Source organism: Corallococcus sp. AB038B (assembly GCF_003668955.1).
Lineage (GTDB): Bacteria > Myxococcota > Myxococcia > Myxococcales > Myxococcaceae > Corallococcus > Corallococcus exiguus.
Map to the genome: position 1 here is coordinate 195,379 of NZ_RAWO01000005.1, position 16,984 is coordinate 212,362.

Annotated in this window: 8 protein-coding genes; 3 read left to right on the plus strand and 5 right to left on the minus strand. The window is 67.3% G+C overall.

Going from position 1 to position 16,984, the window contains the following annotated elements; all coding sequences use genetic code 11:
• Positions 1-105: 105 nt before the first annotated feature.
• Positions 106-5,055, plus strand: a complete 4,950-nt coding sequence (locus D7Y04_RS22290; protein WP_147477175.1) for a lamin tail domain-containing protein — start codon at positions 106-108, stop codon at positions 5,053-5,055.
• A gap of 236 nt (positions 5,056-5,291) precedes the next feature.
• Positions 5,292-7,244 (plus strand): M3 family metallopeptidase, encoded by a 1,953-nt coding sequence (locus tag D7Y04_RS22295; protein ID WP_121760641.1) that lies wholly within the window; start codon positions 5,292-5,294, stop codon positions 7,242-7,244.
• 56 nt (positions 7,245-7,300) lie between these two features.
• On the opposite strand, the gene D7Y04_RS22300 is transcribed toward D7Y04_RS22295, so the two are convergent.
• The gene (locus D7Y04_RS22300) at positions 7,301-9,808 is read right to left on the minus strand and encodes a glycogen/starch/alpha-glucan phosphorylase (RefSeq protein WP_120575837.1); all 2,508 of its coding nucleotides are present in this window, start codon (positions 9,806-9,808) and stop codon (positions 7,301-7,303) included.
• A 277-nt stretch (positions 9,809-10,085) separates the two neighbouring features.
• Between D7Y04_RS22300 and D7Y04_RS22305 the strand changes: the two genes are divergently transcribed.
• The gene (locus D7Y04_RS22305; protein ID WP_121760642.1) at positions 10,086-10,673 is read left to right on the plus strand and encodes a DUF2378 family protein; all 588 of its coding nucleotides are present in this window, start codon (positions 10,086-10,088) and stop codon (positions 10,671-10,673) included.
• Between the two features lie 81 nt (positions 10,674-10,754).
• Here D7Y04_RS22305 and D7Y04_RS22310 read toward each other — a convergent pair whose 3' ends face one another.
• From D7Y04_RS22310 to D7Y04_RS22325, 4 genes are all read right to left on the minus strand, one after another.
• Positions 10,755-11,945, minus strand: coding sequence for a peptidoglycan DD-metalloendopeptidase family protein (locus D7Y04_RS22310; protein ID WP_120575835.1), 1,191 nt, complete (start codon positions 11,943-11,945; stop codon positions 10,755-10,757).
• Positions 11,946-12,030: 85 nt separating this feature from the next.
• Entirely contained in the window at positions 12,031-13,524 is a 1,494-nt protein-coding gene (locus D7Y04_RS22315) for a SpoVR family protein (RefSeq protein ID WP_120575834.1), read from the minus strand.
• A gap of 42 nt (positions 13,525-13,566) precedes the next feature.
• A complete protein-coding gene (locus D7Y04_RS22320) occupies positions 13,567-14,676 on the minus strand; it encodes a DUF444 family protein (protein WP_120575833.1) in 1,110 nt (369 codons plus the stop codon).
• A 35-nt stretch (positions 14,677-14,711) separates the two neighbouring features.
• Positions 14,712-16,775, minus strand: a complete 2,064-nt coding sequence (locus D7Y04_RS22325; protein WP_120575832.1) for a PrkA family serine protein kinase — start codon at positions 16,773-16,775, stop codon at positions 14,712-14,714.
• Positions 16,776-16,984: the final 209 nt, after the last annotated feature.

A 16,984-nucleotide genomic window follows, 5' to 3' on the forward strand; every position in this document is an offset into this window, starting at 1 on the left:
CCGGTGCCACTTCGCGGTGACCGGAGGATGTCTGCTAGAAAGCACTGCAGCCCCACGTGAAGCGCACGAAGCCGCGCGGGGTCTGCTCGCTGGACGGAGACATTCATGTCCCCACGGATCGCTGTGCTCGCCCGCTGTCTGGGGCTGAGCGTGCTGTGTCTGACCCTGTCGCTGGGCTGCAAGGATTCTGGAACCCCGCCGCAGCCTCCTCCGGAGGTGGAGAGCGTGGTGGACGCGGCGGCCTCCACGGTGGTGGTGGACCGGCCCACGGGGGTGCTGGCGAACGGCGTCGACGCCGCGGTCGTCACGGTGACGGCGCTGCGCAAGGCGGACGGCTCGCGGCTGTCCGCGCGCGCGGTGTCGGTGACGGTGGAGGGGGAGGGTGCCTCCGTCCTGGAGTCCGCGGTCATCACCAACATCCAGGGGGAGGCCCAGACGCGGGTGATGTCCACGGTGCCGGGCGTGAAGACGGTGAAGGCGTCCGTGAAGGACGACACCGGCAAGATGGTGCCGCTCACCGCGACGGCCACGGTGACCTTCGCGGACGTCAGCACGGTGAAGACGCTGGCCTTCCGCTCGGCGCTGCCGGATGGCGTGGCGGGCGATCCGCTCAAGCTCCTGGTGGTGGAGGTGCGGGATGGCGCCGGCGCGGTGGTGACGGACAGCGCGGCGGAGGTGACGCTGTCGCTGGGCTCCGGCGGCATCGTGTTCCCGGAAGGCCAGGTGAAGGTGACCGCGGTGAACGGCGTCGCGACCTTCCCGGACGTGGTGCTGAAGAAGGCGGGCGGGGGCTACCACTTCATCGCGAACGCGCCGGACTTCGCGCCCGTGGCCAGCACCGTCTTCTCGGTGGCTCCCGGTGCGGTGTCGGCGCTGGGGCGGGACCGCTTCCTGGATACCGCCACGGTGGGCGTGGCGGAGGCCCTGGAGGTCACGCTCGCGGACGCGTACGCCAACACGGTGACGAACTACACGGGCACGGTGACGCTGACGTCCACGGACGCGGCCGCGACGCTGCCCTCCCACACGTTCACCGCCACGGACGCGGGCAAGTTCAAGTTCGAGGGCATCACCTTCCGCACGGCCGGGCCGCAGTTCCTGACGATTGCTGACAGCGCGGGTGCCTTCTCCTTCGAGTCCCGGGTGGTCGTGTCCACCGCGGCGGCCTCGAAGCTGGTGTTCACGCAGCAGCCGGCCACGACCGTGTCGACGCGCGCGTCCTTGGGGACCGTGAAGGTGGCGGTGCAGGACGCCTTCGGCAACCCGGTGTCGGTGACCGGGCTGGCGGTGAAGCTGTCGCTGCCGGCGGGGGCCTTCACGCTCGCGGGCACCGTGAGCGCGTCGCCGGTGGACGGCGTCGCGACGTTCACGGGAGTGAGCATCGCGGGGCATGGCACCACGCACCTGGTGGCTTCCGCGCAGGGGTTGCAGGACGTGAGCAGCGCGGACGTGCAGGTGGTGGACGACGTGGCGCCCGCGAAGCCGGTGCTGACGCAGACGGGGGCCACGGAGACGGGCCTCACCGTGCAGTGGACGGGCGTGGGAGATGACGGCGCGCAGGGCCAGGCGACGTCGCAGGAGCTGCGCTACTCCACGTCCGCCATCACCACGGACGCGGCCTTCAACGCGGCGACGCCGGTGACGGTCGCCGCCCCTGTGCCCGCGGGCACGGTTCAGTCCGCCACGCTCTCCGGCCTGACGCCGGGCCAGACGTACCACGTGGCGCTGAAGGTGACGGACGCGCACGGCAACTCCGCGCGCTCGGACAGCCTCGCGGTGTCCACGGTGAACGCGGCGGTGACGCAGCTGGCGTTCACGACGCAGCCTTCGAATGGCAACGCGGGCTCGGCGCTCGCGAACGTGGCCGTGTCGCTGCTGGACTCGCGCGGTGATGTCGTCCCCGACGCCACCACTGCGGTGACGCTGAGCCTCACCGGCCAGTCCGGCTTCCAGGCCGTGACGGTGGCGGCGGTGGACGGCGTGGCGACCTTCTCCGGCCTGCGCGTGGACATGGCGGGCACGTTCACGTTCACGGCCACGGCGGGCGCGCTGACGCAGGGGAGCCAGTCCTTCACGGTGGGCGCCGGTGCGGCGGCCAGGCTCGTGCTCTCGGCCTTACCGGACCCGATTGACGCGGGCGACGCGAACGACGTGACCGTGTCCGTGACGGATGCCTTTGGCAACCGCATCCCGGACTACGTCGGCACGGTGCACTTCACGTCCTCGGACGCGCAGGCGGAGCTGCCTCCGGACGCGGACTTCGCCCCGGCGGACCAGGGCGAGAAGACCGTCTCCGGCCTCGTGTTCAAGACGGCGGGCGCACAGACCTTCATCGCCACGGACACCGTCACCCAGGACCTCACCGCGACAGTGAACGTGGACGTGCAGTCCGGCGCGGCCGCGTCCCTGGAGGTCGTCGCGAGCGCGGGCCCCTTCGGCGCGGGCCAGTCGCTGAGCTACGAGCTGGTGGCGCGTGACACGTACGGCAACGTGGCGAAGGACTACGCGTCCACGGTGACGTTCTCCTCCACGGATGCGCAGGCGGTGCTGCCCGGCGCCTATACGTTCACCCTGCTGGACGAGGGCCGGCACACCCTCAACGTGGAGCTGCGCACCGTCGGGGACCAGTCCGTCACCGCGGAGGACGTGGCGAACCCGTCGCTCACGGCGACGCACACCTACTCCATCGTTTCCGGAGCGGCGAGCCGGCTGGTCTTCTCCTCCGCACCCACGACGGGCTCGGTGCGCCAGGAGCTGGCGGTCATCCAGGTGATGGCGGTGGACACCTACGGAAACCTTGTCAACGACGCGCAGGGCGACGTGCAACTGGAGCTGGTGGGCGGCGCCTTCGCCCAGGGCATTCCCACTCGCCCCCTCGTGGACGGTCTGGCCGCCTTCGGCGAGCTCAGCATTGATGACGAGGGCACGTACCAGCTCAAGGCGAGCGCGGACGACTTCCAGGACATCACGTCCTCGGACCTGATCATCTCCGACACGCAGGCACCGGCCGCCGCGGCGGGCTTCAGCGCGACGGCGGTGTCCGGCGACAGCATCCGGCTGGACTGGCAGTCGCCGGGCGATGACGGCGTCCTGGGCACGGCCGCTCGCTACGAGCTGCGCTACGCCACGTCCGCCATCACCGACGCCAACTTCGACTCGGCCACGCTCGTTACGGGCGTGGGCGCACCGAAGACGGCGGGTACGGCGGAGTCCTTCACCGTCAGCGGCCTGACGGAGGCCACGACGTACCACTTCGCGCTGAAGACGTTCGACGGCGCGGACAACGGCAGCGCGCTGGCCACCGCGAGCACCGCCACCACCAACCCGTGCAGCGGATACGTGTGCACGCCGCCCGCGCCCGAGTGCGCGGAGGACGGTTACTCGCGGGAGGTCTACTCGTCGGTGTGCGTGGTGCAGAACGGCGCGCCGACCTGCGTGGCCGGTGACTCGACGCTCGAGACCTGCACCGGCGCGAACGCGGTCTGCTACGCGGGCGTGTGCACCAGCGCACCGCACCCGGGCGCGGGCGAGCTGGTCATCTCGGAGGTGATGCACTCGCCTTCCGCGGGCACCACCGAGTACCTGGAGCTGACCAACACTACGTCGCATCTGCTGGATGCGCAGGGCCTGACGGTGACCCTGGTGAACAGCGCGGGGACGGAAGCGTCCTTCACGGTGAACCACAACCCCACGTTGCTGGTGCCCCCTGGCGGGCGGACGGTGCTCGCGCAGGCCGCGAACTTCACGAACAACGGTGGCGTGTCGGCGAACACCAGCTACGGCCTCGACGTGTTCATGGACAGCACGGGCTCCATCACGCTCAAGCAGGGCACGGTGACGGTGGACAGCCTCACGTACACGAGCGCGTTCCCCCAGACGACGGGCAGGGCCATGAGCCTCGCGTCCAGCATCATCGGGACGAAGGGCAGCAGCCGCGCCTGGTACTGGTGTGACTCCACCGGCAGCCTGTCTGGCGGGGACCGGGGCACGCCGGGCCAGGCCAACGACGACTGCGGCCTGAACGTGGAGAAGCCGCTCAACTACTGCGTCATCCAGTATCCGAAGACGTTCCCGTCGCCTGACGGCACCTACCCGGCGACCATCGCCGCGAACAGCAGCTACGACATCTTCAGCCAGTTCTACAGCTACGACGTCACGACGCGGAACACGCAGGGCAACGACTCCTACCCCCGCATCGAGGCGCAGTTGGGCTACGGCACGGATGCCACCAACCCCGCGGGCTGGACGTGGACGGCGGCGGACTTCAACGCTGGCTACAGCCCGTCGAGTTCCAACGACGACGAGATGAAGGCGACGCTCCAGATTCCCACGTCCGGCACGTACAGCTACGGCTTCCGCTACCGGTTCACGGACGCGGGGGCGCCGTGGGTGTACTGCGACCAGAACGGCAAGACCGTGCCGCCCGCGGGCACCTACGGCTCGGTGACGGTGGGCAAGGCTCCGCTGACGAACCACGTGGTCATCAGCGAGGTCAGCGGCGGCAACGGCAGTGGCACGGCCGCCACGGATGAGTTCATCGAGCTCTACAACCCGACGAACTCGGACGTGGACCTGTCCAACTGGCTGGTCGGCTACAAGTCCGCCACCGGGCCCGCCTGGACCGGGACCGTCACCATTCCCGCCGGAAAGGTCATCCGTGCCCACGGCTACTTCCTCCTGGGCGGGGCGAACTACAGCGGCACTGGCTTTGCCACCAAGGACCTCAGTTACACCAGCTTCGATATGTCGGCCTCCACGACTGCGGGTGGCCACGTCCGCCTCCAGCAACTCGTGGGCTCGACGTATGTGGACGTGGACAAGCTGGGGTGGGGCACCGGGAACGCGCCCGAGGGCGCCGCGGCCCCGTCCCATCCGGCGGTGGGCGGAAGCCTGGAGCGCAAGGCCGTGTCCACCTCCACCTCCACCTCCATGGCGGTGGGGGGGGCGGACGCCGCCAGGGGCAATGGGCAGGACTCGGATAACAACGCCAACGACTTCGTGACTCGCGCCGTCCGGCAGCCGCAGAGCTCCTTCAGCCCGCTCGAGTTCTACTGACGCCTCCGTCCCACCCCTGAGAAGTCCCAGGAAGGCCGCCTCCGGCACGCACGCCGGGGCGGCCTTCCGCCTTTGGGCACCGCCCGCCCGTCCGCCGCCCGACGAACGGGGCAGGGAAGGGCGTCCACTGCCCGGCAACCGCCCACGTCGGAGCACTCGGATGCTGCCACGGACGACGGGGCGCATTAGCTTTGAGCCCTTTCCCGCACACCCACGGCTTGAGAGGAGCCCATCCCGTGTCCGAGCCCCTGGTCCCCGACGCCGCCCGCCATGTCACCTGCCCGCCCGAGGAGTTCCGCCGCGCGAGCGAGGAGGCCCTGTCCAAGGCCCGCGACGGCATCGCGCGACTGAAGACGCTGCCCGCCTCCACGCCCCCCAGAGAGGTCCTGGAGTTGTTCGACGAGTCCTCCGCCGCGCTGGATGACGCCGCCGCGCGCGCCAGCGTGGTGCGCCACACGCACCCGGAGGTCGCCCTGCGCGAGGCCGCGGAGGCCGCCGAGCAGGCCATCGAGAACCTGGCCAACGACATCCGCATGGACCGGGGCGTCTACGACGTCCTCGCGGCCGTGAGCCTGGCCAACGAGGACGCCGCCACGCGCAAGTGGATGGAGAAGGTGCTGCGCGACTTCCGCCGCGCCGGCGTGGACCGCGACGAAGCCACCCGCGCGAGGGTGAAGGCGCTCCAGGAGGAGCTGGTCCGCATTGGCCAGGAGTTCAGCCGCAACATCAGCCAGGACACCCGCAAGGTGGCGCTGCCTCCGGCCGCGCTGGACGGCCTGCCGGAGGACTACGTGCGCGCGCACGCCCCCGGCGAGGACGGCCAGGTGCGCATCTCCACGGACTACCCGGACCTGGTGCCCTTCCTCACCTACGCGCGCGACGGCAAGGCCCGCGAGGAGCTCTGGCGCGCCAACCGCCAGCGCGGCTACCCCGCCAACGTGAACGTGCTCCAGAGTCTGGTGCAGAAGCGCCACGAGCTGGCCACGCTCCTGGGCTACCCGCACTGGGCTGCCTATGCCACCGAGGACAAGATGGTGCGCAGCGCGGACGCCGCGGGCACCTTCATCCGGAAGATCGCCGACGCGTCCGAAGAGCGTATGAAGCGCGACTACGCAGTGCTCCTGGAGCGCAAGCGCAAGGACGACCCGAAGGCGGACCAGGTGAACCCGTGGGACTCCGGCTACCTGGATGACCGCGTGAAGGCGGAGCAGTACGCCTTCGACTCGCAGACGGTGCGCCCGTACTTCGAATACACGCGCGTGAAGCAGGGCGTGCTGGACCTGACCGCGCGCCTCTTCGGCGTCACCTACCGCCCGGTGAAGGACGTTCCCGTGTGGCACCCGGACGTGGAGGCCTACGACGTCTATGAAGGCACCACGCTCAAGGGTCGCTTCTTCCTGGACATGCATCCGCGCGCGGACAAGTACAAGCACGCGGCCCAGTTCACGCTGACGAGCGGCAAGTCAGGCCGGCGGCTCCCGGAAGGCGCGCTCATCTGCAACTTCCCCAAGCCCGGCACGGAGCCCGCGCTCATGCAGCACGGCGACGTGGAGACCTTCTTCCACGAGTTCGGCCACCTGCTGCACCACATCTTCGGCGGCCACACGAAGTGGGCGGGCCTGTCCGGCGTGCGCACGGAGTGGGACTTCGTGGAGGCCCCGTCGCAGATGCTGGAGGAGTGGGCGCGCGACGTGACGTGCTTGCAGACCTTCGCGAAGCACTACCAGACGGGAGAGGCGCTGCCCGCGGAGCTGGTGGAGCGAATGCTCGCCGCGGACGAGTTCGGCAAGGGCCTCTTCGTGCGCCAGCAGATGTTCTACGCGGCGCTCAGCCTGGAGCTGTACCGGCGCGACCCGAAGAACCTGGACGCCACCGCGCTCGTGCGCGAGCTGCAGGGCCAGTACATCCCCTTCCCGTACCTGGAGGGCACGTACTTCCACCTCACCTTCGGGCACCTGGATGGGTACTCGTCCAACTACTACACGTACATGTGGTCGTTGGTCATCGCGAAGGACCTCTTCACGGTCTTCCAGACGAAGGGCCTGCTCAACCCGGAGCCCGCGCAGGACTACCGCCGCGCGGTGCTGGAGCCGGGCGGCTCCGACGACGCCGCGCGCCTGGTGCACCACTTCCTCGGCCGCGACTACGACTTCCGCGCGTACGAGGCGTGGCTGAACAAGGCCGCGTAGGACGCTGACGACACGGCAGCCCCAGGAGGCTGGGGCTGCCGGTGCTCAGCGGAACGTCACTCCACCTTCGTCTGCTGCACGCGCCAGATCTCCTCCGCGTACTGCTTGATGGTGCGGTCGGAGGAGAAGATGCCCGCGCGGGCGACGTTGATGATGCACTTCTTCGTCCAGGACTCGGTGTCCTTGTAGGCGCGCGCCACGTCCTCCTGCTTCGCCGCGTAGGCCGCGAAGTCCGCCAGCACCAGGTAGCGGTCCTCGTTGAGCAGGCTGTCCACCAGCGGCTGGAAGAGGTTGCGGTCCTCCGGGGAGAAGAAGCCGGAGCGGATGAGGTCCAACGCCTCGCGCAGCTCCGTGTTGGACTCGTACACCTCGCGCGGCTTGTAGCCGGCCTTCTTGCGCGCGATGACCTCGTCCGCCGTGAGCCCGAAGAGGAAGAAGTTCTCGTCGCCCACCGCGTCGCGAATCTCCACGTTGGCGCCGTCCAGCGTGCCCAGCGTCAGCGCGCCGTTGAGCATCAGCTTCATGTTGCCCGTGCCGGACGCTTCCCAGCCCGCCGTGGAGATCTGCTCGGACACGTCCGCCGCGGGGATGATGCGCTCCGCCAGGCTCACCCGGTAGTTGGGCAGGAACACCACCTGCAGCCCCGTGGCGCCCGCGTCGCTGTTGACCACCTCCGCGATGCCATTGATCAGCCGGATGGTCAGCTTCGCCAGGTGGTAGCCCGGCGCGGCCTTCGCGCCGAAGAGGAACGCGCGCGGCGCGATGACGCTGGACGGGTCGCGGCGCGCCTTCATCCACAGCGCCACGATGTGGACGGCGTCCAGCAGCTGCCGCTTGTACTCGTGCAGGCGCTTGATCTGCACGTCGAAGATGGCGTCCGGATTGAGCTGCACCCAGCGCAAATCCCTCACGTGCTGGGCCAGCTCGTCCTTGTTGGCGCGCTTCACCTCGCGGAAGGCCTTGCGGAACTCCGGGTCCTCCGCGTGCGCCTCCAGCTTCAGGAGCTGGTCCAGGTCCGTGGCCCAGCCCTCACCAATTCGGCTGGTGATGAGCTTGGACAGGCGCGGGTTGCACCACGCCAGCCACCGGCGCGGCGTCACACCGTTGGTCTTGTTGTTGAAGCGCTCCGGGTACATCTGCGCGAAGTCCGGCAGCACGTCGCGGCGCAACAGGTCCGTGTGCAGCGCGGCCACGCCGTTGATGCTGTGGCTGCCCACCACGGCCAGGTGGGCCATGCGGATCTTCTTCTCCGAGCCCTCCTCCACCAGGCTCATCCGCTGCTGCTTCTCCACGTCGAACGGGTAGCGGATCTGCACCTGACGCATGAAGCGCTGGTTGATCTCGAAGATGATCTCCAGGTGACGCGGCAGCAGCCGCTCGAACAGCGACACCGGCCAGCGCTCCATGGCCTCCGCCAGCAGCGTGTGGTTGGTGTAGCCGAACGTCTCCTGGGTGATGGACCACGCCTCGTCCCAGAGCAGGCGCCGCTCGTCCACCAGCACGCGCATCAGCTCCGCCACGCCAATGGCCGGGTGCGTGTCATTGAGCTGGATGGCCACCTTCCGGGAGAAGTCACGGAAGTCGTTGTGGTTCTTCAGGTAGCGCCGGACGATGTCCGCGATGGAGCACGCCACGAAGAAGTACTGCTGCTTGAGGCGCAGCTCCTTGCCGGCCTGGAACGCGTCGTTGGGATAGAGGACCTTGGAGATGACCTCCGAGTCGTTCTTCTCCACCACGGAGCGCTCGTAGTCACCGGCGTTGAACAGCAGCAGGTCGAACTCCGCGCTCGCGCGCGCCTGCCACAGCCGCAGCGTGTTGACGGTGTTGTTGCCGTAGCCCGCGATGGGTGTGTCGTACGGCACGCCAATCACCGTCTTGCCGCCCACCCAGCGCGCCACCGGCCGGCCATCCGGACCCTGGTGATGCTCCACGCGCCCGAAGAAGCGCACCGGCACCGCCTTCTCCGGCCGCACGATTTCCCACGGGTTGCCGAACTTCAGCCACTCGTCCGCGCGCTCCACCTGGTGTCCCTCCACCAGGTCCTGGGAGAAGATGCCGAACTCGTAGCGGATGCCGTAGCCCATGCCCGGGTAGCCCAGGGTGGCCAGCGAATCCAGGAAGCACGCCGCCAGCCGGCCCAGACCGCCGTTGCCCAGGCCCGCGTCCGGCTCCATCTCCAAGAGCTGGCTCAGGTCCACGCCGACTTCCTGCATGGCGGCGGCCGCGGCCTCGTACATGTTGAGGTTGAGCAGGTTGTTGCCCAGCGCGCGACCCAGCAGGTACTCCGCGGACAGGTAATAGGCGCGCTTGACGTCCTGCTCGTAGTAGGTGCGCGCCGTCTTCACCCAGCGGTCCGTGAGGCGGTCGCGCACGGCCAGCGACAGCGCCATGAAGCGGTCGTGCGGGGTGGCCGTCTCCGGGTTCTTGCCGCGCGAATAGCGCACGTGTTCGAAGAAGCCGCGACGGACGCTGGCCGCGTCGAGCCCGGTGCGGCCGCTGTCTTCGGGAGCTCCCGAGGCGGAGGGCGTGGGCGATGCGGGGCGCGCGGAGGCGGGAGGAGCCATAAGTCGGTCGTCTCGAAGGTCGCGAGGGGGTTGATGGACTGCGCAAGCGCCCGCGCTTTTGACGCGGGACGCCCATGACGGAAGGGTACCGTGTCACGCCAGCCCAGGGCAGGGGAAACCCACGTCCCCCTCAGGGGTCGGCCGCTTCCCCCGCCAGGGAGGGAAGGTGCTCGGGGACCCGCCGTGACGCGGCGCGGCCCCAGGGCGTGTGAAGGCAAGCACATCCAATTCGTGGAAGGACTGGAAGCGCGCGGAACTGGAGTACAACGGATCGCGAATGTCCTTCCCCCTGGATGACCTGGAGCAGCGCATCGCCCTCACCCGGCCAGGGGACACGGTGCGGGGGCTGAGCTTCGCGGCGGTGCTGAGGCTCGTGCACCAGCGGCTGGGGCGTGACACCTCGGAGCGCCTGCGCGCGCCGCTCATGCAGCGCAGCCCCGTGGACTTCTTCTCCTATCCGGCGGTGGATTTCCTGCGGCTGCTCGCCTTCGCGTCGGAGGCGCTCCAGCCGGAGTTCGGCACGCGCGACGCGGCCCTGCGGGCGTGCGGGCAGGCCATCGTCGGGACGTTCTTCGAGTCCACGGTGGGGCAGACGCTCCTGCGCCTCACCTCCGGCGGCGGAGACCCCAAGCGCCTGTACAGCAACGCGCCCGCGTCCTACTCCACCGCGGTGAGCTACGGGCAGCGCGAGTACCAGGCCCTGGGCGACAAGCGCGTGCGGCTGCTCTTCAAGGGCGACCTGCTGCCCGTGGAGGTCCACGAAGGCATCCTCATGGGCCCCCTCACCGCGGTGCACCGTGAAGGCAGTGTGCGCGGCTCCGAGCGGTGCCTGGGCGACTCCGAGTTCATCATCGAGTGGACCTGACGGCTCGGCGACAAGCGACGGGCCCCGCTCCACCGTGAAGGGGAGGGGGCCCGTGGGCTTTCAACGCGAGGCGCTTTGCGTCTACTTCGTGGCGGTGGGCGGAGGGCCCGCCTTGCCGGCGACGGCGGCCACGGACACGGCGTCAATCTGCTGGGCCATGTCGTGCGCCTTGGCGAGGAAGTCCGCCGTCAGCTCCTTGGGCAGCGGATCCGCGCGAGGGAACTTCTGGGTGAGCGGGTTGGCGTAGGTGCCGTTGCGCTTCAGGCCGAAGTGCAGGTGCGGGCCGGTGGAGCGGCCGGTGTTGCCGGAGTAGGCAATCACCTGCTTCTGCCGCACGCGCTGGCCGGCGCGCACACCGTCGCCGAAGCGCGACAGGTGCATGTACTGCGTCTCCATGCCGTTGGCGTGGCGCAGCAGCACCATGTTGCCGGCGGCGCCCGCGTTGCCCGCGGACACGACGGTGCCGTCCGCCACGGCCCACACCGGGGTGCCAATGGGCGTGCCGTAGTCCACGCCGTTGTGGTTCTTCAGGTACTGGAGCACCGGGTGGAAGCGCGACCCGAAGCTGCTGGTGACGTGCGCGTACTTCAGCGGGCTCTTGAGGAAGGTCTTCTTCGCGCTGGCGCCGTCCTCCTGGAAGAAGTTGGCCTCGCCGTTGGGCAGCACGTAGCGGAACACGCGCTTGTTGCCCACCAGGCCGCCTTCATACGTGGCCGCCAGCACCTCGCCGTAGCGCAGCACGCGGCCCTTGGAGACGAACTTCTCCACCAGGGCCTTGGCCTTGTCGCCCTTGCGCACGTCCCGGTAGAAGTCGATGTCCCACGCGAACACGTCCGACAGCACCAGGCCGATGGACGGATCCTCGCCCGCGGCCAGCGTCGCCTCGTACAGGGACGAGTTGATCTCCAGCGACACCAGCGACACCTGCTTCTCCACCTCGATGGAGCGCTTGCTGCCGATGTACTTCTCCCCGTCGCGGCGCACCTGCCACTCGTCCACGGTGCTCTGGCGGTAGTCGAAGAAGTCCAGCTCGCCGTTCTTCATCACCAGCCGGAACTGGTCGCCCACGCGCGACTTGCGGAAGTCGAACACGCCCTCCAGCGCGGAGATGACCGCTGTCACCTGCTCGTCGGGCAGCTGCGCGTCGTGCAGCGCACCCGCCAGCGTCTGGCGCGGCTCGATGCGGCGGTTCTTGATTTCGAACTGGGTGGCGGCTTCGGACGTCGAAGCCACCCCGAGGGCGGCAAGGCAGAGGAGGGAAGCGGTCTTCATGGGGGGCGATACAGGAGTGTAGAGGACTGTTGGTCCTCCGCCCAAATCCTGACCGCACTGCCCCGCCCGCCTGCCTGCTTGGCGGTTACAGCTCCACTTTCTTTTCCGAGTGGTGCTGCCCGTCGTAGCGCAACAGGGCCCCCTTACCGTCGTAGCGCGTGATGATGTTCACGGGCCGCCGCCACAGGGACTGGAGGTTGCGCAGCGTCTCCCGTGCGTAGTCGCCCTTCAGGTCCTGCCCGTCATGCTTGTGCGCGAGCAGCAGCTCCGAGCGGTTCTCGTAGTTGCCGTCCACGACCTCGATGATGGGCTGGCCGAAGTTGGTGAGTGACGTGAGCAGCTTGTTCTTCACCTTGCGGAATTCGCGGTCGAGGATTTCCCACGAGTTGCGCTTGTCGTTGAAGCCGTAGACGAAGAGCTTCTGCTGCTGGGCGAACTCGGCGGTGAGGAACGTGTCGATGAAGGTGATGTCGTTGTAGTGCTTGCGCACCTCGAAAATCTTTTCGCGCCCCGCGCCCAGCTTCTTGTCCCAGGCCTGGCGCGCGCGAAGGTCATCGCACTCGTCCCACTCCTTGCCGAACTTGCCCTTGTTCCACCGGTCCTCGATGTCCCGCCACAGCTCGATGCCCAGCTTGTACGGGTTGATGGCGCCGGGGCGCACGCCCATGGTGCCGGAGTGGTGGTCCGCGTAGTCGATGATCTCATCGTCCCGCAGCGCCCGGCGGGTCATGATGGTGGAGTGCCAGTAGCTGGCCCACCCCTCGTTCATGATCTTCGTCTGGCCCTGCGGCGCGAAGTAGTACGCCTCGTCGCGCAGGATGGAGAGGATGTCCACCTCCCACGGCTCCAGCGGCGCGTGCTCCAGCAGGAAGTACAGCACGTCGCGCTGCGGGCGCTCCGGGAAGCGCTTGCGCTGCTGCTTCTCGTCCTCGGCGCGCTTGCGCTGTGAGTCCATGAACTCGGAGGGGTTGATGAAGCCGCGCATGTACTCGCGGTTCACCTTGAAGCCCTCCACGCGCTCGTTGGACTTGGCTTCTTCCTCCGCGCGCTGCGGGTCCGGGTTGCGCCGGATGTGGGGCGCGTGCTGGTCGATGAGGTTCTCCAGCGACAGCGTCCGGTCGATGAAGTCCTCCACCTTCTCCACGCCAATCTTGTCCACCCACCGCCGGACGCGGGTGGCGTGGTTGGCCATGTCGTCAATCATCCGGCGGTTGGTGTGCCGGAAGGAGAAGTTGTTCTTGAAGAAGTCGCAGTGACCGTAGACGTGGGCCATCACCAGCTTCTGGTCCACCTCCGGGTTGCTCTCCATCAAGTAGGCGTAACAGGGGTCATTGTTGATGACGAGCTCGTAGATTTTGGAGAGCCCGTACTCGTACCCCTTCGCCAGCTGCTCGTACTCCATGCCCCAGCGCCAGTGGGGATAGCGGGTGGGGAAGCCGCCGTAGGCGGCCACCATGTTCATCTCGTCGTAGCTCACCATCTCGAAGACGGTGTCGAAGAAATCCAGGCCGAACTCCTTGGCGTAGCCGTGGATTTCATCCCGCAGCGCTGCGAGTCGCGGTGTGAGGCTCTTGGGCATGGGGCGGTGGCTCCAGTGGGGGATGAGACAGAAGCGCTGGTGTCAGCGCCCCTTGCCGAGGAAGTCCTTGATGGAGGCGTAGATGGCGTCCTTGTCCGCGATCTCGCTCAGCGAGACGTTGTTCGTGTCACCCACCGCCTCGCGCAGGTCCTTGATGAACTGCCCGCTGCCGTAGGGGGACTCCACCTGCCCGTAGGCGAACTGGTTCACCTGCGGGAGGATGTCGTTGCGGAGCATCTCGATGCACTGGCGCGTGTCGTCCGCGCTCCAGTTGTCCCCGTCGCTGAAGTGGAACGGGTAGATGTTCCACGCGCTCTTCGGGTAGTCCGCCTGGATGATGTCCCGGCACAGCTTGTACGCGCTGGAGATCATCGTCCCGCCGGACTCGCGGGTGTGGAAGAACGTGTCGCGGTCCACTTCGCGCGCCACCGCGTCGTGGATGATGTAGCGCGACTCCAGGCCCTTGTACTGGTGCTTGAGCCACGTATCGAGCCAGAAGCTCTCGATGCGGACGATCTCCTTCTGCTCGTCCCCCATCGAGCCGGACACGTCCATCATGTAGATGATGACCGCGTTGGTTTCCGGCAGCTCCTGCAGCTTGTAGCTGCGGTAGCGCCGGTCCTCGCGCGTGGGGATGATGACCGGCATCTTCGGGTCGTAGGTGCCGGTGGCGATTTGACGCTTCAGGGCCTGCTTGAAGGTGCGCTTGAAGTGGCGCAGCGACTCCGGGCCCGTGGTGTTCACGCCCGTGTACTTCACCTTCTGCGTGACGATGCGCTCGTTCTGCCGCCGTTCAATCCGCGGCAGCTGGAGCTCCTCGCCAAGGATCTGCGCCAGCTCCTCCAGCGTGACGTCCACCTCCAGGGCGTGGTCTCCCTCGCCCTGGCCGGCCTGGTGCCCGTCCCCGGGCTCAACCGCCCCGGGGCCGAGCTGCTGACCCACCTCACCGTCTCCCTGTCCGACGCCGCCCTGCTCCTTGTGGCCGTACTTGAAGCGCGGGATGTCGATGAAGGGGATGGGGATGCTGATGGCATCCTTGCCCTTCTTGCCCAGCATCTCGCCCTTCTGCACGTACTTGCGCAGGTTGGCTTTGATCTTCCCGCGGACGATCTGTTTGAAGCGGGAGTGGTCCTGGTGGATCTTCAAGGTCACGGTGTCACGTCCCTCTTGGACAAGGCGCTATCGCGTTACTCCTTGGCGTCACCGCGGGCGAAGATGCTGGCCACGAAGTTCAGCACGTCCGTGGAGCAGATCTCGCAGTACCCGTAGTTCTTCATCATCCGGTCCTTCACCAGGTCGATCTTCTCCTGGGTCTCCTTGTCCACGACGGACGACACCAGGTTCTTGAGCTTGATGCTGTCCTTCTGGTCCTCGAACAGCTTCAGCTCCAGCGCCTTGTGCAGCCGCTCGTTGGTCCGGTAGTTGAAGGTCTTGCCCTCCACGGCGAGCGCGCCGATGTAGTTCATGATCTCCCCGCGGAAGTCGTCCTTGCGGCTCTCGGGGATGTCGATCTTCTCTTCAATCGACCGCATCAAGCGCTCATCCGGCACCTCGTAGATGCCGGTGTACTTGTTGCGGACCTTCTCCTTCTGGGTGAAGGCCTTGATGTTGTCGATGTAGTTGCCGCACAGCTTGCCGATGGCGTCCTCGTCGGCGCTGATGGCGCGCTGGACCTCGTTCTTGACGATGTCCTCGTACTCCTGCTTCACCGTGGTGAGCAGCTCCTTCATCCGCTTGCGCGCGTCCTCGGTGTTGATGAGGGAGTGCGTCTTCAAGCCGGCTTCCAGCTCGTTGAGCACCATGAAGGGGTTGATGCAGCCCTCGCCCTTGTCGCTCACCAGGGCGTTGGAGATCTTGTCCTGGATGTAGCGGGCGCTGATGCCCTCCAGGCCCTCGCGCACGGACTCCTTGCGCAGCTCCTTGATGTTGTCCTCGGTGAAGTTGGGGAGCGTCTTGCCGTTGTAGAGCTTGAGCTTCTGCAGGAGCGACAGGTTGTGCTTCTTGGGCTCCTCCAGGCGCGTGAGGACGGCCCACATGGCGGCCATCTCCAGCGTGTGCGGGGCGATGTGCTTGCCCTTGATGGCGCGGGAGTTGAAGTCCTTCTCGTAGATCTTCACTTCCTCGGCCAGCTTGGTGATGTACGGGATGTCAATCTTCACCGTACGGTCCCGCAAGGCCTCCATGAACTCGTTGTTCTCGAGCTTCTTGTACTCGGGCTCGTTGGTGTGCCCGATGATGACCTCGTCGATGTCTGTCTGAGGGAACTTCTTCGGCTTGATCTTGTGCTCCTGCGACGCGCCGAGCAGGTCGTAGAGGAACGCGACGTCCAGCTTGAGCACCTCGACGAACTCGATGACGCCGCGGTTGGCGATGTTGAACTCGCCGTCGAAGTTGAAGGCGCGCGGGTCGGAGTCGGAGCCGTACTCGGCGATTTTCCGGTAGTTGATGTCGCCGGTGAGCTCGGTGGAGTCCTGGTTCTTCTCATCCTTGGGCTGGAACGTGCCAATGCCCACGCGGTCCTTCTCACTGAAGATGAGCCGGTTGACGTGGATGTGGCCCATGACCTGGGCGAAGTCACCGCCGTACTGGGTCATCAGCTCCTTGAAGACGAAGCGGCACGCGGGGCACAGCTCGCAGCCATTCGGAATCGTGTAGCCGGACTCCGGCGGGGACAGCTCGGAGAAGACCTTGTCGCGCCACTCACGGGGGATGAGGTTGAGGGGCTCCTCGTTCATCGGGCACTTCATCTTCTCCTTGGTCACCGTGCCGTCCGGCTGCTTCTTGTCGGTGAGCCAGGAGAAGGTGTACGCGGCGCCTTCCGGCGTCTTCGAGTACTCCTCCATGCCCTTCTTGAGCAGGCGGGCGATGGTGGACTTGGACGAGCCCACGGGGCCGTGCAGGAGGATGACGCGCTTCTCCGTGCCGTAGCCTTGCGCCGCGGACTTGAAGACGTTGACCAGCTTCATCAGCGGCACGTCCAGGCCGAAGATGGCGTCGCGGCCGCCGAAGCGCTCGTCACTGAAGAAGTGGTAGCGGGTGAGCTTCTTCTTGTTGTCGATGTACTCCGACTTCCCGTGGCTGAGGATCATGTCGTAGATCCTCTGGAAGGCGGTGCGGGTGACCTTGGGGTTCTTGCGGACGATTTCGAGGTAGTCCTCGAAAGAGCCCTCCCAGTTGAGTTCCGCGTAGGTCTTCACGTCCTGGAACGCGGCGATCCTGGAGACCCACGAGCCCTTCTCAGCGTCCTTCATGTCTCTCCCTCGTAGCCTCACAGGAGGACGCGAACGGTCGCGTGCTTCCGGGGGGCCAACATGGTGAACCTGGAGGGCTGGAAGGCCATTCCACACCCACTCCGAAGAGGTCCCAGGCGACGACAATCGCGATGCTTCAGCCCCTTCGGGACCCCGCCGCGGAGTGGGACCGCGCGTTCGGCTCGTGTAGGAGGGGAGCCGCCCTCCTC

Bases quoted from the DNA above. Each gene is read 5' to 3' on its own strand.
- D7Y04_RS22305 (WP_121760642.1), top strand. From the start codon at position 10,086: ATGTCCTTCCCCCTGGATGACCTGGAGCAGCGCATCGCCCTCACCCGG.
- D7Y04_RS22290 (WP_147477175.1), top strand. From the start codon at position 106: ATGTCCCCACGGATCGCTGTGCTCGCCCGCTGTCTGGGGCTGAGCGTG.
- D7Y04_RS22315 (WP_120575834.1), bottom strand. From the start codon at position 13,524: ATGCCCAAGAGCCTCACACCGCGACTCGCAGCGCTGCGGGATGAAATC.
- D7Y04_RS22325 (WP_120575832.1), bottom strand. From the start codon at position 16,775: ATGAAGGACGCTGAGAAGGGCTCGTGGGTCTCCAGGATCGCCGCGTTC.
- D7Y04_RS22300 (WP_120575837.1), bottom strand. From the start codon at position 9,808: ATGGCTCCTCCCGCCTCCGCGCGCCCCGCATCGCCCACGCCCTCCGCC.
- D7Y04_RS22310 (WP_120575835.1), bottom strand. From the start codon at position 11,945: ATGAAGACCGCTTCCCTCCTCTGCCTTGCCGCCCTCGGGGTGGCTTCG.